The organism is Pseudoclavibacter sp. AY1F1, assembly GCF_002931075.1.
Lineage (GTDB): Bacteria > Actinomycetota > Actinomycetes > Actinomycetales > Microbacteriaceae > Pseudoclavibacter.
In genome coordinates, this window is record NZ_PSTQ01000003.1 from 173,575 (window position 1) to 195,890 (window position 22,316).

Sequence of the window (22,316 nt, forward strand, 5' to 3'; positions counted from 1 at the left end):
GGGTCTCGGCCGGTCAGGCCCCGGTCAGCCTCGTTCGACCGCGTCCCACTCGAGCGCGAGCAGTGCGAGTTGCACGCGGTTGGTGACGTGCAGTTTCGAGAAGAGACTCGCCAGGTGCGTCTTCACGGTGGCCTGGCTGACGTAGAGGGCCGAAGCGATCTCCGCGTTCGTCATGCCCTGCGCCACGTACCTGGCAATCTCCCGCTCTCTGCTGGTCACTTTCGCGAGCAACGACTCGCCCTGCCCGGCAGGTGGCCTCCGCTGGAGTTCGCCGACTCGGCCGGATACCGGAGTGACACCGGATGCCCGAGCGCCACCGGAAGTCCGAGCGTCACCGGAAGTCCGAGCGTCGGCCGAGGCGCCCGTGGCAGCGGCACGCACGAGACGGTCGAGGGCGCTCGGCGAGAAGACGGCCTTGCCCTGCGCCGCGTCGAGGACGGCCCCGACGATGTCTTCCGGTGGGGCGTCCTTCAGCAGGAACGAGACGGCACCTGCGCGCAGGGCGTCCAGCAGGAACTCCTCGGTGTCGAAGGCGGTGAGCATGACGACCTTCGCCCTGGCTCCCTTGGCGGTGAGCTGCTCGACGGCGTCGATGCCCGCGAGGCCCGGCATGCGAACGTCCATGAGGATGACGTCAGGGTCGTGCTCGTCGGCCAGCGCGAGGGCCTCGTGGCCGTTGGTCCCCTCGCCGACGACGCAGATCCGTTCGGCACCGTCGATCAGCAGGCGGAGCCCCATGCGGATGCCGGACTCGTCGTCGACGATCAGCACGCTGATGCTGTCTTCGGTCACCACGGGAGTTTCACCTCCACAACGAAGTCGCCGCGTGCCCTGGCCCCTGCTTCGAGTGACCCACCGACGAGGTGGATGCGCTCGCGGGCTCCGATGAGCCCGTACCCGGTACCGAGGGCGGGCGAGTCGCCGCGCTGCACGGAGTTCGCGACCGTGACCGTCATGCCGGTGTCGCCACCCGAGAGAGCGACGAGCACGTCAGCTCCAGGCGCATGCTTGCCTGCGTTGACGAACAGCTCGGAGAGTGTGCGGTGGAGGGCGCGGATGCGCTCGTCGGACAGCCTGGAGAGGTCGGCGGGGCCTATCGCCTGCCAGGTCACCAGTGGAGGGTTCTGCGGGGGCGTGCCGTGGGCGAGGATCGACTCGAGGGCGTCGAGGTCGGGGAGCGGTGCGTCGCCCCGGCCCGATTCGCTTGGCTCGCGCATTCCCTGGAGCACTTCGCGTAGACGGGTGTTGGCGCGCGCCGCCGACTCCCGCACTGTGGCCGCCGTCTCCCTGACAAGTTCGGGAGACAGGTCGCTGCGGTACGCGAGCGCACCCGCCTGTGTGGCCACGACGGCGAGATCGTGGGATATCGAATCGTGCATGTCGCGAGCGATCGCCGCGCGCTCCTCCGCACGTGCACGCTCGAGGTCGGAGGCGCGACTGTGCGCGAGCGCGGCGCGCTCGCGCTCGGCGGACGCGGCCTGCGCCCTCAGCGACGTGATGAGCGCGGCCCGCGTGCCCCGAGAACGGCCGAACAGCAGGGCGATGACCGTCGAGAGTGCCACGACGATGATGTAGAAGATCGGCGCTTCCATGGGCGCGCGGCCCGTGATGCTGGACTCGAACCAATCCCAGAGGATCCCGCCGCCGACAACAAGTGCCACAACAGACGCATCCATGGGCAGCGAACGACGGGCACCGAGCCGCATCACGGCGATGAGCCACGCGGCGAACGCCAACGTGCTGGTCATGCCGATCGCGACGATCCACAGGTTCCCGGCGCGGGATCCGCGCACGGGGCCGATGGCGATGCAGGCCGCGAGGCCGACCACCAGATTGATGATGAGGAACCCGTAGAACGCGCCGGACTCGGAGTCCGACGCCGGGTCGTCCAGCGTGACGGCCAGCGTCAGCGTGAAGACGATTGCCCCCGCAAGCAGGGAGCCGAGCGAGATCGCGGCCGCCCGCATCCACGGCCGCCACCGACGGTGCTCGGCCGGCGACTCTGCTGATCGGAGGTCGGCCTCGGTCAGCTGGCTTCCGGCAAGCCCGCCGTCGAGTGTCAGCTCATCCACCAGGGGAGGGGCCAACGGGTGCGGGACGGTCATGGCACGAGTCTAGGAAGACCCACCGACATTCGGATCAGCCGTTTGGCTGAACTGCGTCAGAAGCAGAACTCCATGCTCGACAGCGAGATCCACTGCCGGCTGGCTGTACCGGAGGTCGGGCTCGTGTCCCGCCGAGGAACGCTTCAGGTGCCGCAGAACGTCACGTACGCCCCGAACTCCGGCGGCGCCCCGGCCGCGTATCGGTCCAGGCCAGGCCGCTCGTCGTAGGGAGCAGTCACCGCGCTGAGCAGATCCGAGAGAGGCTGCAGATCGTCGGCGCCGGCTGCGTCGAGCGCCTCCTCGACGAGGTGATTTCGCGGGATGTAGACGGGGTTCACCGCATCCATCGCCGCAGCGTTCGGCTGGAGCTCGAGCCAGGATCGAGCCCACGTGCGAAACGCCAGGGCCGACTCCCCGAATGCGTCGAGCGCGGGCTGTCGCTCGCCGCGTGCGTAGTCGCCCAGCGCCCTGAAGGTGGAGGTGTAGTCGGCGCGGCTCCGCTGCATGAGCGCCAACAGCTCGCCGAGTACGCGCTCGGTCTCGCCAGGGTCGACGTCATCGGGCAGCCCGAGCTTTCGTCGCATCCCATCACCCCAGGCACCCTGATACGTCGGGCCGAACGACGACAGCGTTCGCTCGACGAGCCTGACCGCCTCGTCCTCGTTCTCGTGGATGAGCGGAAGCAGCGCCTCCGCGAACCTCGTGAGGTTCCAGCCAGCGGCGTGCGGCTGGTTTCGGTACGAGTAGCGGCCCTGGTGGTCGATCGAGCTGAAGACCGCATCCGGGTCGAACGCATCCAGGAACGCGCACGGCCCGTAGTCGATCGTCTCGCCAGAGATAGTCATGTTGTCGGTGTTCATGACCCCGTGCACGAACCCCACGAGCATCCACTGCGCGACGAGGTCCGCCTGGGCGGCGACGACCTGTTCGAAGAACGCGAGATACGGGTTGTCTTCGCCGGCGACAGACGGGTAGTGGCGCGCGATGGCGTGATCGGCGAGGCGGCGCAGCAGCCCGAGGTCGCCGGTTGCCCGCGCGTACTGGAACGACCCGACGCGCAAATGACTGCTCGCGACCCGTGTGAGCACAGCCCCGGGCAGCACATCGTCTCGCTGGACCATTCGCCCGGTCGCGACGACGCTCAGCGAGCGGTGGTGCGGATGCCGAGGGAGTGCATCGCCTCGCTCACGATGAACTCGCGGAGCATCGGGCCGAGCGCGGCGCGTCCGTCCCCGCCGCGGGAGAAGGCTGTCCGGCCCGAACCTTTGAGGTGGATATCTCGGAGTTGTCCCAGCGAATCCGTCACTTCCCCGAGGAGGAGGGCACGTCCGTCGCCGAGCCGCGGTGAGTACTGCCCGAACTGGTGCCCCGCGTAGGCCTGCGCGACCGGGGTGGCGCCGTCCGGAATTGCCGTGCCGAGGAGCACCGAGATTCCGTCCGCTGAGCGAAGGAAGTCCGGATCGAAGCCGAGGTCCGCTGCGAGTGCGTCGTTGAGGAGGACGAGCCGCGGGGCTGGTGCCGTCTCCGCCTCCCACGGCGAAGCAAGCTCGGGGAGGTCTCCCGCGAAGCGGTTCTGGAAGGTGACTCCCGCGTGCGTCATCTCAGTCATGCGCGCCACAGTAGGCGGGTTGCCGGGGCATCGCGTGAGAGCGTCCACCCTCGGAGTTCACACGTCATTCATTGAAGTCGAACGTACGATTGCGCTTATCTGCCCAGACCCCCGCCGCGGCACAGTGCCTGGCTCCAACCCGGAGCCGAGCGAACGCTGAGCGAGGTCTAGATTGCCAGTTCCATCCACGGCCAGTGACGACCGTCTCCGAAGCAGGGCGAGATGACGCCCTGGGAGGAGACCGGCGCAGAGCTGTACGTCCTCAGAGACAAGCATCGGCAGTATTCGCTCTGGCCGGACTTCGCCGACTTCCCCGATGGCTGGGTGTCGGTCTTCGGCCCCGCATCCGCCGCAGACTGCCGCGCCTACCTCGCCGGAGATCGCCGGGAGCGCGACCTCGACTCCTGACCGACTACTGGACTTCCTCGAAGTCGTAGATGCCAGCCGGGCCCGTCGCTACGATCTCGTCGATGTCGGCACTCGTGATCACGCCGGAGACGACGACGGCGATGAGGCGGTTGGCCTCGACATCCATCCTGACCGACTGCAGGCCCGAGTCTGAGCTGGTCCACATTGGCATCGCGAAGGCACTGAGTTGTGTCGAGCAGAGGTCGGCGTACGAGAACTCGACGAGCTGCGGGGTGAAGGATGCGCCCTCCGCTTCAATCCTGGCTGCGGCGGCATCCACCTCGGGCGATGCATCCCGCATCGATTGCCATTGCGCCGCGGCGTCGTCCCCGCTATCTGCAGAGCCGACCACGAAGACGGTGACCCGGGCGCTCGGCCCGGCATTGTCGGAGACCTCAGCGTTGTCGAAGCCGCCGAGCTCTTGCGGGAGCAGGAACAGCAGCTCCTGCTCGCTCGCCGCAACGCGCGTGTGGAGATCCGGTGACCCCTTCCCCTCCGGCAGGTCGATCCACTGCGCATTCTGGGTGAGGCACTGCGTCAGCTGCACTGAGACGGGCTGGTCGACCATCTCCTCGACCGGTATGCCCTCGATCGACGTCTGCGACGGTGTCTCGTCGGTCGCGACCACACTCGAGCTCTCGACTGGTGTGGCGCTTGCAGTCGAGTCCGGAGGACTCGCCTGGTTGGCGTCTGCGCATCCGACCAGCAACAGGAGAGCAGCGCCGAGGATCGATGCGTGAGCGAGGCGGCTATTCGTCATGCCCCGACCTTACGAACGCGACTGCCCTTATCCGGTCACAGAACGATACCGACGCTCATCCCGAGCATCACGATTCGGAATCGACGCCTGGCGTCACGATAATCGGACGGTGATCATCGGGTTAGGGACGCTAGTGAACGTCGCGCTCATCCTCGTCGGCGGCTTGCTCGGCATCCTCCTCGGCGACCGGCTCGAGGAGCGGACCAAGGCCACCGTCACTGCGGTCCTTGGCCTGTTTGTCATCGTCCTCGGCGGCATGAGTGTCGTCGACATGGGTTCCGACGCGCTCGCGGAGGCCGCAGGCCCCTTCGCGATGATCGTCATCCTCTTGTCGCTCGTGTTCGGTGCGCTGCTCGGTTCGGGGCTGCGCATCGAGGACCGGCTCGAGGGGCTTGCAGTCTGGGTGCGCGGGCGGCTTAAATCCGAGTCCGACGGTGACGGCCGCTTCGTCGACGGCATGGTGACCGCTACGCTCCTCTTCTGCGTCGGGCCCCTCGCCATCCTCGGACCCATCTCCGACGGTCTGGGCCTCGGTGCCGACCAGCTCTACGTTAAGGCGGTGCTCGACGGCTTCGCAGCGATGGCCTTCGCCTCAACCTTCGGCAAGGGTGTGCTGTTCGCCGCGGTCCCGGTCGGGGTCATCCAAGGCGTCTTCACGCTGGTCGGTTTCCTCGCAGGCGACGTCTTCAGCGACGCCCAGATCGACGGGCTCTCGGCCGTTGGCGGACTCATCCTGATCGCTCTCGGGGTGCGCCTGATCCCGCTCAGGGCGATCCCGGTGGGGGACCTGCTGCCCGCGCTGGTCATCGCGCCGGTCGCGCTCGCGTTCCTGTCGTAGCGGTGTGCCTGTCCACGTCTAGGCTCACTCGCGGCAGGGAGTCGCTCTGGTGTCTGTAGCGCGCATGAGCTCGTGCTGGCTTCGGAGCAGGGTGCAGGTGGTGTCCTTCAGTGCTTCCGTCGGTTACGAGGATCGATCATCTCTCGACTTCGGATCTCACTGCGCACATGGCGATTGCAAGCGAGTCCGACGAGGGCTGAACTCGAAGTGAGACGGTGCGTCGAGCGGGGTTGCGATCCTGCCTACCAGCCACCTTTCGCGCCGAAATCTTGCTGCATGACGCGGCGAAGTTGATTCAGGGAAGCGTCACGATGGACGTTGGTGATTCTGTCGTTGTTGAGCGTCTTGAGGAGTTCACGAAACGCATGATTCTGAGCATGTCGCTTCCACTTTTCAATGGCTTCTAGCACATCGAAGTGGCGCTGTAAGGTGACTAGTCTGTTCTGGGTGTGTCGCGTCTGCTCTGCTCCGTTCCCCTGTGTGATGTCGGTCAATGCCAGCTCGGACACCAACTCCTGCAAGTTTGCTGGGTCGATGTGAGAGTGCTCCGGAAAGTAGTGCTGGCGGGCATCAATGACGTAAAAGCCAAGCGACTTCGCCATAAAGACAGTGGTAATTTGCGTGCGCCTGCAGACGAGAACGGGGAGGAACGAGTTGTCAGGGAATGCGCATTGAAGTTGTGCTGCCTTATGGAGAACTTGGTAGAGTTCTTGAGTTCGGGGGTAGATCCACTCACGGATGTTCTTTACCTCGACTAGGGCTTGCACGCCGAATGGAGGAATTGGCGCGCGGGTTTCACTATCGAGTGGGTTCAGTACGAAAGCATTGTCAAGATCTACTTGCATGCCCATTATTCGCGGAACGGCAGGTATGCCGCGCGTGACTTCGGCGAGGGAAGATCCCACGCTGGCTCGAAGAAAGGCCTCGTGGAAAGCAACCTCCCCCGCGTCGCCTGTCAAGCTGGCTGTGTTCTGCTGATTTCCTTGGACGTAGGAGTAGTAGCGGCTCATCAACAGTCGCTTGCGAGCTGCAGCATCGTCCACTCGGCGCGAACGCCTAGCGCGGTCCGTCGTTACAAGGATCGGCGGTTGGCTTCCTCCTCGGGTTTCTTTGAGTTCGATTGTCAGTTCACCACGGTCACGCAGGACGTTGCGAGCGTCGTGGAGGTGCGCGGGTTCGAACGGAGGGTGCCCGTGGTGTACCTCAATGAGCTTCGCCTCGAGCTCGATCTTGCTGGCGGCCAAGTTGTCGTCCATGAACGCGCGAAGTGCAGTGACGGCGCCTGCTACGCGCGCCCCCTTGGGATCGGGGCTCACTTGTCCTCCGTGCGGTTTCACCAAACCTACGACGCATATAAGTAGAAGTAGTTCCCCTGTGTGGTGTTTTGACCGATTTTGAGTGAGTCGGTTGGGGAGTGGGGGTTCGTGACTGCCCCTCGCGCCGGCGTGTCTTCGTAGGTGGCGCGGTCAGGCGCGCCTCTCGAACCGCACGACGCCGGGGACGCTGTCGGCCCCGTTCGGCAGACTTCCGCGCGCGAAGTCGCCCCAGATTGCGCGCATCCGCTTGCCCTCCCGGTCGATCTCTGACCAGCTCGCGCCGCGGGCGAGGGGAGCCTTGCCCCACGTCGCCTGGTTCCCGAACAGCAGTGGGAGGTCGATCATGTGGCACGCGCCCCACACGTTGTGCGGCGCTTTCCAGCTCACGACATACGTGGATGCGCGCCCACCTGCCCTCACGTGCCGCCTCGCGAACCTGGTTGCGTCTCGCCGGTAGACGAGCCAGGTGAGCGCGGCGACGACCGCCGCAGTGAGCGGCTTCCCGACGACCGGTAGCGCGCTCAGGCGCTTCGTCTGCGGGATGCGCGGCACAAACAGGAGGGCTTCTTCCGACGTGTGCCCGATGAGCAGGTCGATCTTGGGGGCGTTCGCGTCGCGCCCCTCGAGGACACCGGCGGTGTCGGGCAGCGGGGCGAGCCCGTGCTGCGGGCTGAACGACATCGCACCCTGCAGGCCGTACTCGGCGGATGCGCGGAGCGCGGCGGCCTGCGCGCGCACGACGTCTGCGACGGGCGTCTCCGGATTGAGGCCGGCGGTCGCCTCAAGCATCTTGCTTTGCATCTCCTCGCGCCCGCCCTCGACGTTCAGCGGTGCGCTCTGGATGATCGCGCGCCGGAACAGGCCCGGTGCCTCCGGCAACGCCATGAGTTGAGCGATGGCGTGGGCACCGGCCGACTGCCCGTACGCCGTGACCTGCCTGGGGTCGCCGCCAAACGCCGCGATGTTGCGCTGCACCCAGCGGAACGCCTCGACGATGTCGAGCAGCCCCAGGTTCGCGGGGCGCGCATCCGTGCCCCCGAGGAACCCGAACAGGCCGAGCCGGAATGTCACGTTCACGGCGACCACGCGCTGCTCGTCGACAAGAGGGGCAGGGTCCATGACCGCGGCGTCGCCGGCGGCGGAGACGTAGGAGCCGCCGTGAATCCACACCATCACCGGCAGCTGCTCGCCCGGCGCGAGGTCGGCGGGCAGCGTGATGGAGAGCCGCTGGCAGTCCTCGTCGACGCCGAGCTCCGAGATGCCGCTGCCAAGCACTTCCTCGAGTACCGGCATGGGCGCCTGAGGGCAGGCCGGCGACCAGCTCGTCGCCTCTACACCTTGATGCGGTCGGCCGCGGGCCGCGGTGCCTCGAACCTGGCGGCCTCCGCATAGCGGATGCCCGTGGCGCGCACGATCCGCCCTCCGCCCGGCCAGTCCGTCCATCCGGTGACAGGGCCGCACGGAGGAGAGAAGGTGGGGGAGGAAGCCATGCTCGAGTCTTGCATCCCGCTCGCCGCCGATTCTCGACACAGGCTTGCGCTCTCCCGGGCGTGTCGCCTAAGCTCGACCCTTGGTGCGCCGGGGTTCCCCTCTGGCGCGACCGTGTTGGTGTGCATCCGCCATCGACGCAGACAAGAGATCTTGGGCGGGGCCTTCTGGTTCCCGCGGTATCTACGGAGGAAACAATGGCAGCAGTGTGCCAGGTGACCGGGGCGGTTCCCGGATTCGGTCACAACATCTCGCACTCGCACCGACGGACCAACCGTCGGTTCGACCCGAACATCCAGAAGAAGAAGTACTTCGTGCCTTCCATGAAGCGCACGATCACGCTGACGCTTTCGGCTAAGGGCATCAAGGTCATCGACGCACGCGGCATCGAGTCCGTCGTCGCTGAGCTTCGTGCGAAGGGAGTCAAGTTCTAATGGCGAAGAAGAGCCAGGACGTACGTCCGATCATCAAGCTCCGCTCCACCGCTGGAACGGGCTACACCTACGTGACGAAGAAGAACCGTCGCAACACGCCTGACCGCCTCGTGCTCAAGAAGTACGACCCGGTCATCCGCAAGCACGTCGAATTCCGAGAGGAGCGCTAAACATGGCCAAGAAGAGCAAGATCGCCAAGAACGAGCAGCGCAAGGTCATCGTCGAGCGCTACGCGGAACGCCGCGCAGAGCTGAAGAAGGCTCTTGTCGACCCGAACGGCACCGACGAGTCGCGCGAGGCAGCTCGCGTCGGCCTGCAGAAGCTTCCCCGCAACGCTTCGCCGGTTCGCGTCCGCAACCGCGACAGCATCGACGGACGCCCCCGCGGCCACGTCTCGAAGTTCGGCATCTCGCGTGTCCGCTTCCGCGACATGGCTCACCGCGGTGAGCTTCCAGGAATCACGAAGTCGAGCTGGTAACCACCAGCCCGCCAGTAGTGGCGTAGTGCTTTCCCGAAACCCCCGAGCGTCTTCGCTCGGGGGTTTCGTGCGTCCGGGGTTGCGCATCCAGCCATATCGTTTATCGTTATGCATATCGAGAAACGATATGGAGGAAGATCATGAACGCACGTCAGAACGCCGCAGGCACGGACCGCGAAGCGAAAGAGCTCGGCTACCTCTGGCCCCTCGGCATCGTCGCCGCCGGGCTTGTTGTCCTGAAGCCCCTCGAGAACGTCGTCGGCTACTTCGTCGACGGGAGCGTGCGCGTCAATGCGTCGTTCGAGGGCGCGTCCGTCTCCCTGCCGACTCCCGTCGGAGCCGATGTTCCCCTCGACGGAGCCTCGACGATCCTGGTCGCCGCCGACCTCATCCCCACGGGCGCGCTTGTGCTCCTCCTGATCGGTCAGATCATCGGCGCCGTGCTGAGTGTCGCCGCCGTTTGGATGCTCCTGCTGTTCGCCAGGAACCTCGCGAAGGGTGACTTCTTCGGTCGCAAGAGCATTCGCCTGCTCGACTGGTCGTCCGGCCTCGTGGTCGCGGCCCTCGCCGCCCCCGGATTCTTCGAGCTGCTCGGCACGAACTGGACCATCGCAAAGCTCGGGTGGAGCGGGTCGGATGCGCCCGAACCGACGATCCTCGACCAGACGTGGGCGTTCCTGCTCATCCTCGTGATCCTGCTCGTCGTGAACCTCATCATGCGCCGTGGTGCGCGCCTGCAGCTCGACCAGGAAGGGCTCGTCTGATGGTGCCGGACCCGCTCGAGGAGCCGCACTACATCGTGTGCCACCTCGGCGAGATCATGGCACGTCGCGGCATCACGCTCGTCGACCTGTCGGAGCGGGTCGGCATCAGCGTCGTCAACCTGTCTGTACTGAAGAACAACCGCGCCAAGGCCGTGCGCTTCGAGACGCTCGCGAGGCTCTGCGCCGTGCTCGAGTGCAAGCCGGGCGAGTTGCTCGACTACCTGCCGCCGCGCTGATCGTCGCGCTGACCTGCGCGCGAGCATCCCCATCGGCGGCGCAATGTCGGCGGCGTGGGTGAGAATGGCACGCATGTCAGATGTTCGAGGCGCAGACGCCTTCCGCAGCGCACGTGACCAGCTGCTCGCCCTCCGTACCGATGCGGAGCGCGCGAGCCGCGAGTTCGAGTGGCCAGACGTGGGTGACAGCTTCAACTGGGCGCTCGACTGGTTCGATCAGATCGCCGAAGGCAACGACCGGATCGCGCTGTGGATCGTGGAAGACGACGGCAGCGAGGCGAAGTACAGCTTCGATGACCTGCGACGGCGTTCGAGCCGGGTCGCGAACTGGCTGGAAGCGCAGGGCATCCGCCGCGGTGACGTCATCATGCTCATGCTCGGCAATCGTCGTGAGCTCTGGGAGGCGATGCTCGGCGCGCTCAAGCTCGGCGCCGTCATCCTCCCCACCTCGGTTGTCCTCGGCCCGCACGACCTCGACGACCGGGTCGAACGGGCCAGGGTGCGGCTGGTCATCGCCGAAGAAGCTGACGCGGCCAAGTTCGACAACGTGCTCGGGAGCTACCGCATCGCTCAGGTGGGCGCTGGACTCGACGGTGCTGCGCGTGAGGCGTGGCTCGACTTCAACGACATCTACGACGCTTCGGATGCGCCCGTCACGAAGCAGACGGCAAGCGATGACGCCGCCCTCATCTACTTCACCTCCGGCACGACCAGCCACCCCAAGATCGTTGTCCACTCGCACCGCTCCTATCCCGTCGGCCACCTCTCGACGATGTACTGGATCGGCGTTGAGCCGGGCGGCGTGCACCTCGCCATCAGCGCGGCCGGCTGGGGTAAGCATGCCTGGAGCAGCTTCTTCGCGCCCTGGAACGCCGAGGCAACCGTCTTCGTCGTGAACTACCAGCGGTTCGACGCGGCACTGCTCCTCGAGCAGCTCGACAAAGCGGGGGCGACATCGTTCTGTGCCCCGCCGACCGTGTGGCGCATCCTGGTGCAGCACGGCCGAACGGAAAGGCCGCGCGCCATGCGCGAACTGCTCTCGGCCGGTGAGCCGCTCAACCCGGAAGTCATCGCACGCATCAAAGACTGGTGGGGACTCGAGATCCGCGACGGCTACGGCCAGACCGAGACGACGGCGCTCATCGCAAACGCGCCTGGCGCGACCATCAAGCCGGGCGCCATGGGGCATCCGCTGCCAGGTATGAACGTCGTGCTCCTCGACCCCGTCACGGGAGCAGCGGGCGACGAGGGCGAGATCTGCCTCGACATGCGCGCCCAGCGGCCCGTGAACCTCATGACCGAGTACCTCGGATCACCCGCGGCCACCGACAACGCCGTGCGCGACGGCTTCTTCCACACTGGCGACGTCGCTGTGCGCGACGAGAACGGATGCATCACCTTCGTCGGCCGCACCGACGACGTGTTCAAGTCCTCAGACTTCAAGGTGACGCCGTTCGAGGTGGAGAGCCTCCTGCTCGAACACGACGCCGTCGCCGAGGCCGGCGTCGTCGGGGCACCGGATGCGACGAAGCTCAACATCACGAAGGCGTACGTCACGCTCGCGTCGGGGTGGGAGGCGAACCGGCAAACGGCCCTCGAAGTGCTCAGGCACGCACGCGCCGTCATGCCCCCGTACATGCGCGTGAGGCGCCTGGAGTTCTTCGAGCTGCCGAAGACCGCGTCTGGCAAGATCCGCCGCGTCGAACTCCGAAACCGCGAGATCGAGGCCGAAGGCGCGCGGCTCGACGGTGAGTGGCGCGATGACGACTTCCCGGAGATTAAGCGACGCTGACCGGCGTCGAAGACGCCGTGCGCGGGCGCCGAGGATCCATCCATTCAGCGCCGATTCGGGCATCGGTCCGGTCCAGAAGGCCCCCAAACCGGTGAATTAGGTGGCAAGACGCGGCGTGTCAGGCGAATCTGCATGCCGAACGCCCCGCTTTTGGTAGGTTGACGAACGTCCTGCCGCGGAATCCCGCGGAACTGCAGGACTTCTGAACCCAACATGCTGCACTCGCAAGGGCGGGGCTGCGTCCTAAGGAGGACATATGGCAGACAAGACTGTGAACAAGACCGAACTCGTTGCCGCGATCGCGACTGAGACCGGCCAGAGCCAGGCTGTTGTTGGAAGCGTCCTCGACGCACTCTTCAGCGAGCTCGCCTCGAACGTTGCCAAGGGCACCAAGGTCACGATCCCGGGCTGGCTCTCCGTTGAGCAGACCGCTCGTGCCGCGCGCACCGGCCGCAACCCTCAGACGGGTGAAGCCATCCAGATCGCCGCCTCGAAGGGCGTCAAGATCTCGGCTGGCTCGAAGCTCAAGGCCGCAGCTAAGTAGTCTTCGCGCCTGAATGCACGCGGGGTCGCTTCCATCTGGAAGCGGCCCCGCGTTCGTGTGTGCACTCGAGGCGGCCGTCTGACCGGTGCGGCAGGTGGCGGGGGTGCGGGGCGCACAGCTGACCGCGTCCGCCTGTGGATGAGGAGCCCGCCCGTCGTCGACGATCTACACTTGATGATCATGCCTACGCCCCTCGTCTCCGGTTCCACAGACGAGGCGGCGGCAGCCGAGGCGGGCAAGCCCGCCAGCAAGGCTGAGCGCAACCGCGCGAGTGCCGACTCCTGGTCGCTGCACACGAAACGGATGATCGTGCTCGGCCCGGCGTTCTTCCTCCTGGCTGCCCTCGCGGCGGTCATCTGGGGTCTCGCGTACGGCGGGGGCGCGACGCCGCTCATCGTCTCCGACCCTGGGCCCGTCGTCATGTGGGGCGTGCCCATCGCGCGCCTGGCGCTGAACCTCTCTGCGTCGGTCACGATCGGCGCGCTGGTGCTCGCAGCGTGGGCGGCGAGCCGGAAGCAGCCCGAGTTCGAGCGTGCCATGACGATCGCGTCGTCGGGTGCCGCCGCTTGGGTGATCTCGACTGCGGCTGCCGCGTTCCTCACCTATCTGCAGATATCCAACGCGGCGTTCTCGTTCGATGCCGCCTTCGGGCAGGGTCTGCTCTTCTTCTTCACGTCACTCGAGCTCGGCCAGGCCTGGGTGCTGGCAATCGGCATGGTCCTGCTGCTGTCGGTTGTCGTGTTCGCGAGTCGCAGCCCGTGGATGATCGGGCTCTCCGCGGCATTCTCGCTGTTCTGCCTGTGGCCGCTCGGCGCGCAAGGGCACGCAGCGGGCGCCGCGAACCACGAGACGGTCGTCGGTGGCATCACGCTGCACTACATGGGAGCGGCGCTGTGGCTCGGCGGCCTGCTTGTCGTCGCGATCCTCGCTCCGCGCATGCCAGACGTCCGCCGCCTCGCCGTGCTTGAGCGCTACTCGACGCTCGCGCTCGTCGCTTTCATCGTCGTTGCGGCGTCCGGAGTCGTCGCGAGCGTCGCCAACATCGGCTCGTTCGCCGAGCTCGCGACGCCGTACGGCGTCATCGTCATCGTCAAGGCCGTTGTGCTCCTCCTGCTCGGCTTCATCGGCTGGGCCCAGCGGCGGGGTCTCATCAACCGGATGCGCACCGCGGTCGAGCAGGGAGCATCCACTCGCAAGCCCCTGGTGTGGCTCATCTCACTCGAGCTGGCCTTCATGGGGATCGCGTCTGGTGCCGCGGCGGCGCTCGGTCGCACGCCATCGCCGGTCACCGAGCTGACGGCCGACCAGCTCGCGTCGCCGACACCAGCGCAGCTGCTCACGGGAGACCCGCTGCCGCCGGAGTTCGAGCCGTTCCGCCTGCTCACCGAGTGGCGTCTCGACCCCATGTGGACAACCCTGTGCCTCTTCGGCCTGTTCTTCTACATCGCAGGGGTCATGCGCCTCCGCCGTCGCGGCGACGAGTGGCCGCTCGGTCGCACGATCTCGTTTGTCCTCGGCGTGCTGATCCTGCTGTACCTCGTCAACGGCTCGCTCATCGTCTACGGCAAGTTCGTCTTCAGCTTCCACATGACCCAGCACATGTTCCTCACCATGCTGGTGCCGATCATGTTTGTGCTGTCCGCGCCCATGACGCTGCTGCTGCGCGCCGTGCACGCGCGTCACGACGGCAGCCTCGGCACTCGCGAGTGGGCGTTGAAGTTCGTGCATTCGAGGTGGGCGAAGTTCTTCTCGCACCCCATCGTGTCCGCCGTGGTGTTCGCGGGGTCGCTGCTCGTCTTCTACTACACGCCGCTGTTCCGTTGGGCGGTGACCGACCACGTCGGGCACATGTGGATGATCGCCGACTTCCTCATCGTCGGCTACCTCTTCGCGAACGCGCTCATCGGCATCGACCCCATCGGCACCCGCGCGCCATACCCGATGCGGCTCATCGCGCTCGTGCTTGTCATGACGTTCCACGCGTTCTTCGGGCTCAGCATCATGAGTGGCACCGGCCTGCTGCTCGCCGACTGGTACGGGGCTATGGGCAGGCCGTGGGGCGCGGATGCGATCACCGACCAGCAGATCGGCGGCGCTATAGCGTGGGGCGTCGGCGAGGTGCCGACGGTCATCCTCGCGATGCTCGTCGCGTTCTCGTGGTCCCGCTCCGACGACCGGGAGGCGAAGCGACGCGACCGCAAGGCCGACCGCGACGGCGACGCGGAGTTGGAGGCGTACAACGCGCAGCTCAAGGCCATGGCCGAGCGCACAGAGGCCATCGAGAAGCGCAAGCAGGAGCGGCACGAGCACCAGGCTCAACGTGAGCGCGATCAGGAGCAGGGGGCGAAGCAGTGACGATCGTCCTCACCCCCGAGCAGCAGGGCGTCTTCGACGCCATCGAGCACACGCGCGACCACCTCTTCGTGACGGGCCGCGCCGGAACCGGCAAGTCGACGCTGCTCAACCATCTCGCGTGGCACACGTCGAAGCAGCTCGTCATCGCGGCGCCGACGGGCGTCGCCGCCCTCAACGTGGGCGGGCAGACCATCCACTCGCTGTTCAAGCTGCCGATCGGCGTCATCGGGGATGCGCCCATCGAGCAGAACGGCGACGTGCGCAAGCTGCTCAACAAGATCGACACGCTGGTCATCGACGAGGTGTCGATGGTGAGCGCCGACCTCATGGACGCCATCGACCGCTCGCTGCGGCAGGCGCGGCAGCGCAAGAACGAGGCGTTCGGCGGCGTGCAGCTCGTCATGTTCGGCGACCCGTTCCAGCTTGCCCCCGTGCCGCCTTCCGACCCGGACGAGCGCGCCTACTTCCGCGACCACTACCGCTCGCTGTGGTTCTTCGACGCGAAGGTGTGGCAGGAAGCGGAGCTACGCATCCACGCCCTCCGCGAGATCCACCGGCAGCACGAGGACGAGTTCAAGAGCATCCTCACGGCCGTGCGGTACGGGCAGGTCACCGCCGACATGGCGAACCGCCTCAACACGGTCGGCGCACGCCCGGCCCCGCTCGACGGCACCATCACGCTCGCGTCGCGCAACGCGCAGGTGTCGCGCATCAACGCGCAGAACCTCGAGCGACTGCCTGGCGCGTCGATGACTGCCAACGCCGACATCTCCGGCGAGTTCGGCGGCCGCAACTTCCCGGCAGACGAGCGCCTCGACCTGAAGGTCGGCGCGCAGGTCATGTTCCTCCGCAACGACTCCGACGGGCGCTGGGTCAACGGCTCCATCGGTGAGGTCACGCGCATCGACAAGACGGTGTACGTCGAGATCGACGGCGACGAGCACGAGGTCGAGCCGCTCGTGTGGGAGAAGCTGAAGTACTCGTACTCGCCGGATACGCGCGAGCTGTCGAGAGACGTGGTCGGGGAGTTCACGCAGTTCCCGCTACGCCTCGCGTGGGCCGTCACGATCCACAAGTCGCAGGGGAAGACCTACGACCGCGCGGTTGTCGACCTCGGCGCGAGGGCCTTCTCGCCTGGCCAGACCTACGTGGCACTCTCGCGCATCCGCGCCCTCGAGGGGCTGCACCTGTCTCGGCCCCTGCAGCCGAACGACATCTTCGTCGACGACAACGTGCTGCGCTTCATGAAGTCGGTCAGCGACGCCGCGAAGCAGCAGCAGCAGGCTTAATTCCTGCCGGCGGTCGGTGGGCCCGTCGACCAGTTTCCCGAAGATTTTCCTTCTCGTCGGAATACCGTCACATTTCCATGCGTTTGAATAACTTGTATCCGCAACAATGTGTTACGTTGTCCAGGACTTGACCGAGACAACACCCCACGAGCCTTCAGGAGAAGACATGAGCATCAGCGCAGCAGACATCAACGGCTGGACCGCCGGCACCTGGAACATCGACCCCACGCACACGGAGGTCGGCTTCGTCGTCCGCCACCTCGCGATCAGCAAGGTCCGTGGCGGCTTCGAGACCTTCTCGGGCGTCATCACGACCGGTGAGACGATCGAGGAGTCCACGGTCAACGCCGTGGTCGAGGTCGCATCCGTCAACACCAAGCAGCCGGCGCGCGACCAGCACCTCGCGACCTCCGACTTCTTCCTCGCCGAAGAGTTCCCCACCTTCACCTTCGCCTCCTCCGCAACGCGCGTCGAGGGCGACTCGGTCAAGGTCGACGGCGAGCTCACGCTGCGCGGCGTCACCAAGCCCGTCACGTTCGACGTCGAGTTCGGTGGCATCACCACCGACGGCTACGGCCAGAAGAAGCTCGGCTTCGAGGCTGTCACGAAGATCAACCGCAAGGACTTCGGCGTCAACTGGAACGCACCGACCGAGGCCGGTGGCCTCACGCTCGGCGACACCGTCACGATCAACCTCGACGTGCAGGCAACGCTCGCTCAGTAAGTTCCTTCGGGACAGGCAGAACCTGGTCGCTTCGGCGACCAAGGCACGATTTCCCCCGATCGTGTCGCGTATTTCCAGTAAATGCGCACGAGAAGGCCGGACGCCACGTGTCCGGCCTTCTTCGCGTGTGGACTCAGTCGCGCCGCTCGCCGCCGTCACCACTGGGTTACCTGCTGCTCTTGCCAATTCGAGGGCGAAGTGCGCGCTTTGTCCGCCGTCGCCCCTGCAACGGCGCGGCGAGAAGCGTGGCCGAGAGGCACTTCGCCCTCGAATTGGCAGGCGCGAGGGAATCACGGGTGACGTGTCGGGGATTGCCTGGGGTGTGCATCCAGCGGATGACGCGTGGTGGGTCTGCCGGGTGACGCGCCAATCGCGCCACCAGCGGAGACTTGCTGAGTCATGAACATCGCCTTCTCCACCGCACTGGCTCTCGGCTCCGGCCTGCTGCTGAACTTCCTTGCCCTCGTGCCGCTCATCGTCCTGAGCTACCGCCGCAGCGGCGGCTTCTCGCGTGCGCGCTTCTTTGGCTGGGCCGCCGCCGGCTTCTTCTTCGTCGCGATCTGGGCGTACACGCTGTTCCCACTGCCCGACGGTGCGTACAGCTGCCACGCGCCGATCTGGAACCCGCTGGACTCGGTAGCGGATGTCATCCGCTTGCAGGGGGAGGGCTCGTCGCTGCTCGCGAACCGGGCGTTCTTGCAGCTCGCCCTCAATGTTGTGCTGTTCCTCCCGCTCGGGTTCCTGATGCGGGCGCTCCTCGGCCTCGGCGTGCTTGCCGCGACAGCGGTCGGGTTCTCGCTCTCGCTGCTCATCGAGGTGACCCAGCTCACGGGCGCCTTCGGTGTGTTCCCGTGCGCGTACCGTTTCTTCGATACCGGGGACCTCGTCACGAATACGACGGGCGCCCTGCTCGGCGCGATCGTGGGCCTGCTGGTCATGCGCCGGGTGCATCGTGGCGCGGCGGACCGATTGCCGGGCGACATGGTCGAAGTCCCTGTCGGGATGACACTCGGCCGCCGCCTCTTCGCGATGGTCGCCGACCTGACGATCCTCGGGCTCCTGCTGATCGGTGCTGGTCTTGTGACGCTCGTGCTGCGGGGCGTCTTCGATGTCCATGTGACAGCGCCCTTGGCGTGGATCCCACCGACGATCGTCGCCTTCCTACTGCAGGCGATCTCGGTCTATGCGGGCGGGGTGACGCTCGGCGAGCGGGCCGTGCTCATCCGGGTCCGCGAAGCGGATGCAGTCGCCGCGGGAGCCCGCTTCGCCCGCCGCACTGCGCGCCTGCTGTTCGGGATCGGCGGGTTCATGCTCCTCGGGCTGTGGCAGTTCGGCCCGATCCTGCAATTCCTGCTCGGCGTTGCCGCCCTGGTGTTCGCTTTCCGCAGCGAAGAGCACCGTGGACTCGGGCAGTGGATGGCCGGTTCGCGGCCGGTCGCCGTCGAGCGGGAGGAGCGCGCCGCGCAGGTGTTCGTGCCACCGCAGCGTGGGTGAGCGCGGCCGCTTCGCAGACGTCGCCTTTCATCGTTTCGGTCGCTGCACCAGGGGTGCGGGCGAATCGGCTTCTACACCGTGCCGTCCTGGCCCATCTCGTGCTCCGCGAAGCCCGTGCATCCGTGCTGCGTCCAGTCATACGGCGCTGGTGCCGCGGTCTCTGACGTCGAGGGCTCGCCGTAGAGGGCGAGCAGCTCGGCCTCGCCGTACTGCTCGTTCGCTTCGCTTTTGTCCTCGGGATGCAGCTGCCAGGGCAGTCGGAAGCGGTAATCGATGCCTTGCTCGCGCATGCATTGCGAGATGAGGAACTTCTCCTCGACGTACAGCTCCTGGTCGGCGACGGTCATCCCCAGCGCGCCTTCTTGGTACGTGACCGCGCCCCGGTCTGACTCAGAATCCCAGAACCGCACCCCGTAGGCGTCTGTTTCGACACTCGCCTCGGGCGTCGCGATCATCGTCGCGGCGGCTGAAGGCGTGGCCGTGAGCGGTGCCGTCGGCGCGGCGGCGGGTCCCGCACGAGCTGTATCGGCGGGGGTCGCCGGAGCGCAACCCGTGAGCAGGAGAGCGACGGCCGTCGTCGTGAGACTGAGAGTGAGCTTCAGGCTCGAGAGTTCGCGCAATGCAGGGTTCCTTCCGAAAGTCGAGTCTGAACCCTATGTGACGCGTCATGCCCTCAGACGACCCTCCGGATAACGGTTCAGTGCACGTGCGGCCCCGCCAGGTCACGCTTTTGTCACGCCGACGATGCTGCTCGCTGTCTGCGTGTCTGGCCCCCTCACCCGTAGGCTCTGCGCATGGGGACGACGAATTACACCAGCACGTTCATCCAGATCGCCGACGACTGCCCGGTCGACGAGGCTGAGGCGCCACCGGAGTCGGCGAAGGGGCCGACGATCGCGAGCCTCCAGCACAAGCTCATCAGCGAGCATCCCTACGAGTACACGTCAGACGATGTGCTCTTCGAGACGTACGCCGCACGCAACGCGATCCCTGACGGGGAGCGGGAAGCAGCCCGGGCAGCGTTCTTCGCCAAAGACCAGGCGTGCCTGCGAGCGTCGCCGCTCGGCAAACGCTGGGGCTGGGGAATCCACTCCGACGAGGAGTCGCGCATCGCGCTTGTCCCGCTTGGCACTGACGAGTACGAGGAGAAAGCGGGCGACGAGTCGCTCAAGCAGCTCAAGGCGATGCGCTCGAAGCGCGCATGACGACCAGCTCTCGCACCGGGGTCCTCGTCGTCGGCAGCGTCTCCGCCGACCTCACCGCGTTCTCATCGCGTGCTCCCGAACCCGGCGAGACGCTGCGCGGAGAGAGCTTCAGCCTCGCGCTCGGCGGTAAGGGCGCGAACCAGGCCGTCGCAGCTGCCCGGGCTGGCGCCCCCACCGCATTCATCGCGTGTGTCGGCGATGACACGTTCGGGGCCATGGTCGTGGGCGAGCTGACAGCCGCCGGGGTCAAGGTCGAGGGTGTACGAACCGTGGCGGGAGAGACCGGGATCGCGCACATCCGCGTGGATTCAACGGGCGAGAATTCCATCGTCATCGTTCCGGGCGCCAATGACGCCCTCGACGAGGCCGTGGTGCTGCAGGGTATCCGCGACGCGGCAGCTTCGAGTTCCGTGCTGCTCACCCAGCTCGAGACTCCTGCGCGGCTGACCGCGAGCATCCTGCGCACTGCACGCGATGCCGGGCTCACGACGATCCTCGACCCGGCTCCCGCCGCGGCCCTCAACGATGAGGTCTGGTCGCTGGTCGACGTGGTCACCCCAAACGAGACCGAGGCGCGCATGCTCACGGGCACCGTCGTCGATTCCGAGGAGAGCGCGGTCGATGCTGCCCGGTGGTTCCTCGAGCGTGGGGTCGGCGCCGTCCTCATTACGCGCGGCGGGGCCGGGACGACGCTCGTGACCGCCGAGCGCGTGGAGACCTTCCCCGTGCTCGAGGTCGAGGCCGTCGACACGACCGCGGCCGGGGATGCCTTTGCGGGTGCGCTCGGGGCGGCACTCGCCGGAGGACGTTCGCTCGAGTCGGCGATCCGCTACGGAGCCGCAGCCGGCGCACTCGCCGTCTCGAAGCGCGGCGCCTCGCCGAGCATCCCGACCGCCGCCGAGATCGAGGAGCTCCTCGCGCGCTGACGCGACCAACTTGCGTGATGAATCGGCCGTTGCAGCGTGGATCGCGGCGCCCGGGGCTCACTCATCACGGAAGCTGGCCACCGGTCGGGGCGCGCGGCGGTGACTTGCTGCGAAGGCGCTGCCCAACTTCAGTGCAATATCGAGGCCAGTGGCGCCCAAACGGCCCTTTCGGGCCAATATTGCACTGAAGTTGGACAGGCAACCCGGCTGACTAGTTCGCCAGCTCCGCGCTGCGGTCCTGCACATGCCACGGAGAGCCGTAGCCGGCCGGTTCGGCCGAGCCGAGCAGCTCGAGGAACGGCCTCGCGTCGAACGCCTCAGGCGCGAGCACTCCCGCGCCAGACCAGACGCCCGTCGCGAGCAGTTCGAGCGCGATGACGGGGTTGATGGCGGTCTGCCAGACGACGGCCTGCGAGTTGTCCTTCGCCATCGTCTCCTCGTTGTCGGCGACGTGGTACAGGTACACCTGCTTGGGCTCGCCGTCCTTGCCCTTGCCGGTGACGAGGAGGCCGGCGCACGTCTTGCCGCGCATCCGGTCGCCGAGCTTCGCCGGATCCGGGAGGACCGCGGCGACGACGTCGCGTGGCGACACCATCTGACCCTTGACGCTGACAGGCTCGGTGCTGTCGAGGCCAAGCGTGTGCAGCGTCTTGAGCACGTCGATGAACTCCTGGCCGAGCCCGTACTTGAAGGTGACGCGCTTCGCGTTGGTCCATCGCGGCATGAGGAGCACCTCCTCGTGTTCGACGTTCACGCATTCGACGGGGCCGATGCCCTCGGGGAAGTCGAACACCTCGGCCTCACTGAACGGCGGTGTCGTGTACCAGCCGCGCTCGCGCTCGTAGATGACGGGCGGGTTGAGGCATTCCTCGATGGTCGTCCAGATCGAGAACGAAGGGGCGAAGTCGTAGCCCTCGACGGTCAGGTTCGCGCCGTCGCGCACGCCGAGCTCGTCGATCTCGGAGAAGAGCTCGTCTTCCGCGTAGCGGGCGAACACGTCGGAGAGGCCGGGTTCGACGCCGATGCCGCAGAGGGCGAGCACGCCGCGCTCTTTGAGGGCGGCGTCGTGCTCGAACTGCTCGTCGCCGAGCTTTACGCCGGTTTGCTCGTGCGGATGCTCGGGGTGCGGCTTCGAGAGGCTCATCGCCATGTCGAGGTAGGTGGCCCCGGCTGCGGTGACGCCCGTGAAGATGGGCATCACGAAGCGAGGGTCGACGGCGTTGAGCACGTGCGTGATGCTGTTGTCACGGACGAGGGCTTCGACGGCCGCCGGGTCGGACGCATCCACCTGTGCCGCTCGGAATCGGGGGTCGCCAAGCTCGGCGACGAGGTCTGCGGGGCGGGAAGGGTCGTAGTCAGCGATGAGGCAGGAGCCGAAGAAGCTGCGTCGCTTCGCGATGCGGGCTGCAGCTGCGCCGACGCCTCCGGCACCGATGATGAGGATGTGCACGAATGGCCTTTCGTTGATTACGTGCTGGTGGATGTTGTGCTCGGCTCACGGGGGTGAACCGTGCGGTTGGTAGGTCACGGGGTGAAAAGAAGTTCGCCCCG

General features: G+C 66.6%; 23 protein-coding genes and 1 pseudogene. 15 read left to right on the forward strand and 9 right to left on the reverse strand.

Going from position 1 to position 22,316, the window contains the following annotated elements:
• Nucleotides 1-24 precede the first annotated feature (24 nt).
• The 3 genes and pseudogenes from C5B85_RS07020 to C5B85_RS07030 all read right to left on the reverse strand — a co-directional run bounded on the left by C5B85_RS07020 (nucleotide 25) and on the right by C5B85_RS07030 (nucleotide 3,714).
• Complete coding sequence (locus tag C5B85_RS07020; protein WP_258070638.1) at nucleotides 25-792, reverse strand: response regulator transcription factor; 768 nt, start codon at nucleotides 790-792, stop codon at nucleotides 25-27.
• A complete protein-coding gene (locus C5B85_RS07025) occupies nucleotides 789-2,105 on the reverse strand; it encodes a sensor histidine kinase (protein ID WP_104285306.1) in 1,317 nt (438 codons plus the stop codon). Before C5B85_RS07025 ends, C5B85_RS07020 begins: the two co-directional genes overlap by 4 nt.
• Before the next feature lie 143 nt (nucleotides 2,106-2,248).
• Nucleotides 2,249-3,714 (reverse strand): annotated as a pseudogene (locus C5B85_RS07030) (YdiU family protein).
• 222 nt (nucleotides 3,715-3,936) lie between these two features.
• Between C5B85_RS07030 and C5B85_RS07035 the strand changes: the two are divergent.
• Nucleotides 3,937-4,122 carry an MbtH family NRPS accessory protein gene (locus tag C5B85_RS07035; protein WP_104285307.1) on the forward strand — a complete coding sequence of 62 codons (186 nt, stop codon included), beginning with the start codon at nucleotides 3,937-3,939 and terminating at the stop codon, nucleotides 4,120-4,122.
• A gap of 4 nt (nucleotides 4,123-4,126) precedes the next feature.
• On the opposite strand, the gene C5B85_RS07040 is transcribed toward C5B85_RS07035, so the two are convergent.
• Entirely contained in the window at nucleotides 4,127-4,882 is a 756-nt protein-coding gene (locus C5B85_RS07040) for a hypothetical protein (RefSeq protein WP_104285308.1), read from the reverse strand.
• A 109-nt stretch (nucleotides 4,883-4,991) separates the two neighbouring features.
• Between C5B85_RS07040 and C5B85_RS07045 the strand changes: the two genes are divergently transcribed.
• A complete protein-coding gene (locus tag C5B85_RS07045; RefSeq protein WP_258070639.1) occupies nucleotides 4,992-5,720 on the forward strand; it encodes a DUF554 domain-containing protein in 729 nt (242 codons plus the stop codon).
• 242 nt (nucleotides 5,721-5,962) lie between these two features.
• On the opposite strand, the gene C5B85_RS07050 is transcribed toward C5B85_RS07045, so the two are convergent.
• From C5B85_RS07050 to C5B85_RS19695, 3 genes are all read right to left on the reverse strand, one after another.
• The gene (locus C5B85_RS07050; protein ID WP_146077872.1) at nucleotides 5,963-7,036 is read right to left on the reverse strand and encodes a hypothetical protein; all 1,074 of its coding nucleotides are present in this window, start codon (nucleotides 7,034-7,036) and stop codon (nucleotides 5,963-5,965) included.
• A 150-nt stretch (nucleotides 7,037-7,186) separates the two neighbouring features.
• Nucleotides 7,187-8,329 (reverse strand): carboxylesterase family protein, encoded by a 1,143-nt coding sequence (locus C5B85_RS07060; RefSeq protein WP_308471327.1) that lies wholly within the window; start codon nucleotides 8,327-8,329, stop codon nucleotides 7,187-7,189.
• Nucleotides 8,330-8,367: 38 nt separating this feature from the next.
• Nucleotides 8,368-8,526 carry a hypothetical protein gene (locus C5B85_RS19695; protein WP_308471328.1) on the reverse strand — a complete coding sequence of 53 codons (159 nt, stop codon included), beginning with the start codon at nucleotides 8,524-8,526 and terminating at the stop codon, nucleotides 8,368-8,370.
• A 195-nt stretch (nucleotides 8,527-8,721) separates the two neighbouring features.
• Here C5B85_RS19695 and rpmB point away from each other — a divergent pair, with 195 nt between their 5' ends.
• From rpmB to C5B85_RS07115, 11 genes are all read left to right on the forward strand, one after another.
• Nucleotides 8,722-8,958 (forward strand): 50S ribosomal protein L28, encoded by a 237-nt coding sequence (gene rpmB, locus C5B85_RS07065; protein WP_068483927.1) that lies wholly within the window; start codon nucleotides 8,722-8,724, stop codon nucleotides 8,956-8,958.
• On the forward strand, nucleotides 8,958-9,128 hold the full coding sequence (gene rpmG, locus C5B85_RS07070) for a 50S ribosomal protein L33 (RefSeq protein WP_068483925.1): 171 nt from the start codon (nucleotides 8,958-8,960) through the stop codon (nucleotides 9,126-9,128). The genes rpmB and rpmG overlap by 1 nt, the downstream gene beginning before the upstream one ends.
• Nucleotides 9,129-9,130: 2 nt before the next feature.
• Nucleotides 9,131-9,436 carry a 30S ribosomal protein S14 gene (gene rpsN / locus C5B85_RS07075; RefSeq protein WP_068483923.1) on the forward strand — a complete coding sequence of 102 codons (306 nt, stop codon included), beginning with the start codon at nucleotides 9,131-9,133 and terminating at the stop codon, nucleotides 9,434-9,436.
• Nucleotides 9,437-9,576: 140 nt separating this feature from the next.
• Nucleotides 9,577-10,200, forward strand: coding sequence for a hypothetical protein (locus C5B85_RS07080; protein WP_104285312.1), 624 nt, complete (start codon nucleotides 9,577-9,579; stop codon nucleotides 10,198-10,200).
• Nucleotides 10,200-10,436 (forward strand): helix-turn-helix transcriptional regulator, encoded by a 237-nt coding sequence (locus C5B85_RS07085; RefSeq protein ID WP_068483919.1) that lies wholly within the window; start codon nucleotides 10,200-10,202, stop codon nucleotides 10,434-10,436. The genes C5B85_RS07080 and C5B85_RS07085 overlap by 1 nt, the downstream gene beginning before the upstream one ends.
• Before the next feature lie 73 nt (nucleotides 10,437-10,509).
• Nucleotides 10,510-12,228 carry an AMP-binding protein gene (locus C5B85_RS07090; RefSeq protein WP_104285313.1) on the forward strand — a complete coding sequence of 573 codons (1,719 nt, stop codon included), beginning with the start codon at nucleotides 10,510-10,512 and terminating at the stop codon, nucleotides 12,226-12,228.
• 256 nt (nucleotides 12,229-12,484) lie between these two features.
• On the forward strand, nucleotides 12,485-12,772 hold the full coding sequence (locus C5B85_RS07095) for an HU family DNA-binding protein (protein WP_068483913.1): 288 nt from the start codon (nucleotides 12,485-12,487) through the stop codon (nucleotides 12,770-12,772).
• A 180-nt stretch (nucleotides 12,773-12,952) separates the two neighbouring features.
• Nucleotides 12,953-15,127 carry a bifunctional copper resistance protein CopD/cytochrome c oxidase assembly protein gene (locus C5B85_RS07100; RefSeq protein ID WP_258070640.1) on the forward strand — a complete coding sequence of 725 codons (2,175 nt, stop codon included), beginning with the start codon at nucleotides 12,953-12,955 and terminating at the stop codon, nucleotides 15,125-15,127.
• Nucleotides 15,124-16,416 carry an ATP-dependent RecD-like DNA helicase gene (locus C5B85_RS07105; RefSeq protein WP_104285314.1) on the forward strand — a complete coding sequence of 431 codons (1,293 nt, stop codon included), beginning with the start codon at nucleotides 15,124-15,126 and terminating at the stop codon, nucleotides 16,414-16,416. Before C5B85_RS07100 ends, C5B85_RS07105 begins: the two co-directional genes overlap by 4 nt.
• A 166-nt stretch (nucleotides 16,417-16,582) precedes the next feature.
• Complete coding sequence (locus C5B85_RS07110; RefSeq protein WP_104285315.1) at nucleotides 16,583-17,140, forward strand: YceI family protein; 558 nt, start codon at nucleotides 16,583-16,585, stop codon at nucleotides 17,138-17,140.
• A gap of 399 nt (nucleotides 17,141-17,539) precedes the next feature.
• Entirely contained in the window at nucleotides 17,540-18,634 is a 1,095-nt protein-coding gene (locus C5B85_RS07115) for a VanZ family protein (protein WP_104285316.1), read from the forward strand.
• A gap of 71 nt (nucleotides 18,635-18,705) precedes the next feature.
• Here C5B85_RS07115 and C5B85_RS07120 read toward each other — a convergent pair whose 3' ends face one another.
• The gene (locus C5B85_RS07120; protein WP_104285317.1) at nucleotides 18,706-19,254 is read right to left on the reverse strand and encodes a hypothetical protein; all 549 of its coding nucleotides are present in this window, start codon (nucleotides 19,252-19,254) and stop codon (nucleotides 18,706-18,708) included.
• A 174-nt stretch (nucleotides 19,255-19,428) separates the two neighbouring features.
• Between C5B85_RS07120 and C5B85_RS07125 the strand changes: the two genes are divergently transcribed.
• Both C5B85_RS07125 and rbsK read left to right on the forward strand, forming a co-directional pair.
• Nucleotides 19,429-19,839, forward strand: coding sequence for a DUF6157 family protein (locus tag C5B85_RS07125; RefSeq protein ID WP_104285318.1), 411 nt, complete (start codon nucleotides 19,429-19,431; stop codon nucleotides 19,837-19,839).
• Nucleotides 19,836-20,765 (forward strand): ribokinase, encoded by a 930-nt coding sequence (gene rbsK, locus C5B85_RS07130; RefSeq protein ID WP_104285319.1) that lies wholly within the window; start codon nucleotides 19,836-19,838, stop codon nucleotides 20,763-20,765. Before C5B85_RS07125 ends, rbsK begins: the two co-directional genes overlap by 4 nt.
• 211 nt (nucleotides 20,766-20,976) lie before the next feature.
• On the opposite strand, the gene C5B85_RS07135 is transcribed toward rbsK, so the two are convergent.
• Nucleotides 20,977-22,215 (reverse strand): saccharopine dehydrogenase family protein, encoded by a 1,239-nt coding sequence (locus tag C5B85_RS07135; RefSeq protein ID WP_104285320.1) that lies wholly within the window; start codon nucleotides 22,213-22,215, stop codon nucleotides 20,977-20,979.
• Nucleotides 22,216-22,316 lie beyond the last annotated feature (101 nt).

Excerpts from the sequence above, each read along its gene's own strand:
- C5B85_RS07025 (WP_104285306.1), bottom strand. The coding sequence starts at position 2,105 with ATGACCGTCCCGCACCCGTTGGCCCCTCCCCTGGTGGATGAGCTGACA.
- C5B85_RS07035 (WP_104285307.1), top strand. The coding sequence starts at position 3,937 with ATGACGCCCTGGGAGGAGACCGGCGCAGAGCTGTACGTCCTCAGAGAC.
- C5B85_RS07040 (WP_104285308.1), bottom strand. The coding sequence starts at position 4,882 with ATGACGAATAGCCGCCTCGCTCACGCATCGATCCTCGGCGCTGCTCTC.
- C5B85_RS07060 (WP_308471327.1), bottom strand. The coding sequence starts at position 8,329 with ATGCCGGTACTCGAGGAAGTGCTTGGCAGCGGCATCTCGGAGCTCGGC.
- C5B85_RS19695 (WP_308471328.1), bottom strand. The coding sequence starts at position 8,526 with ATGGCTTCCTCCCCCACCTTCTCTCCTCCGTGCGGCCCTGTCACCGGA.
- rpmB (WP_068483927.1), top strand. The coding sequence starts at position 8,722 with ATGGCAGCAGTGTGCCAGGTGACCGGGGCGGTTCCCGGATTCGGTCAC.
- rpmG (WP_068483925.1), top strand. The coding sequence starts at position 8,958 with ATGGCGAAGAAGAGCCAGGACGTACGTCCGATCATCAAGCTCCGCTCC.
- rpsN (WP_068483923.1), top strand. The coding sequence starts at position 9,131 with ATGGCCAAGAAGAGCAAGATCGCCAAGAACGAGCAGCGCAAGGTCATC.
- C5B85_RS07080 (WP_104285312.1), top strand. The coding sequence starts at position 9,577 with ATGAACGCACGTCAGAACGCCGCAGGCACGGACCGCGAAGCGAAAGAG.
- C5B85_RS07085 (WP_068483919.1), top strand. The coding sequence starts at position 10,200 with ATGGTGCCGGACCCGCTCGAGGAGCCGCACTACATCGTGTGCCACCTC.
- C5B85_RS07090 (WP_104285313.1), top strand. The coding sequence starts at position 10,510 with ATGTCAGATGTTCGAGGCGCAGACGCCTTCCGCAGCGCACGTGACCAG.
- C5B85_RS07095 (WP_068483913.1), top strand. The coding sequence starts at position 12,485 with ATGGCAGACAAGACTGTGAACAAGACCGAACTCGTTGCCGCGATCGCG.
- C5B85_RS07100 (WP_258070640.1), top strand. The coding sequence starts at position 12,953 with ATGCCTACGCCCCTCGTCTCCGGTTCCACAGACGAGGCGGCGGCAGCC.
- C5B85_RS07110 (WP_104285315.1), top strand. The coding sequence starts at position 16,583 with ATGAGCATCAGCGCAGCAGACATCAACGGCTGGACCGCCGGCACCTGG.
- C5B85_RS07115 (WP_104285316.1), top strand. The coding sequence starts at position 17,540 with ATGAACATCGCCTTCTCCACCGCACTGGCTCTCGGCTCCGGCCTGCTG.
- C5B85_RS07125 (WP_104285318.1), top strand. The coding sequence starts at position 19,429 with ATGGGGACGACGAATTACACCAGCACGTTCATCCAGATCGCCGACGAC.
- rbsK (WP_104285319.1), top strand. The coding sequence starts at position 19,836 with ATGACGACCAGCTCTCGCACCGGGGTCCTCGTCGTCGGCAGCGTCTCC.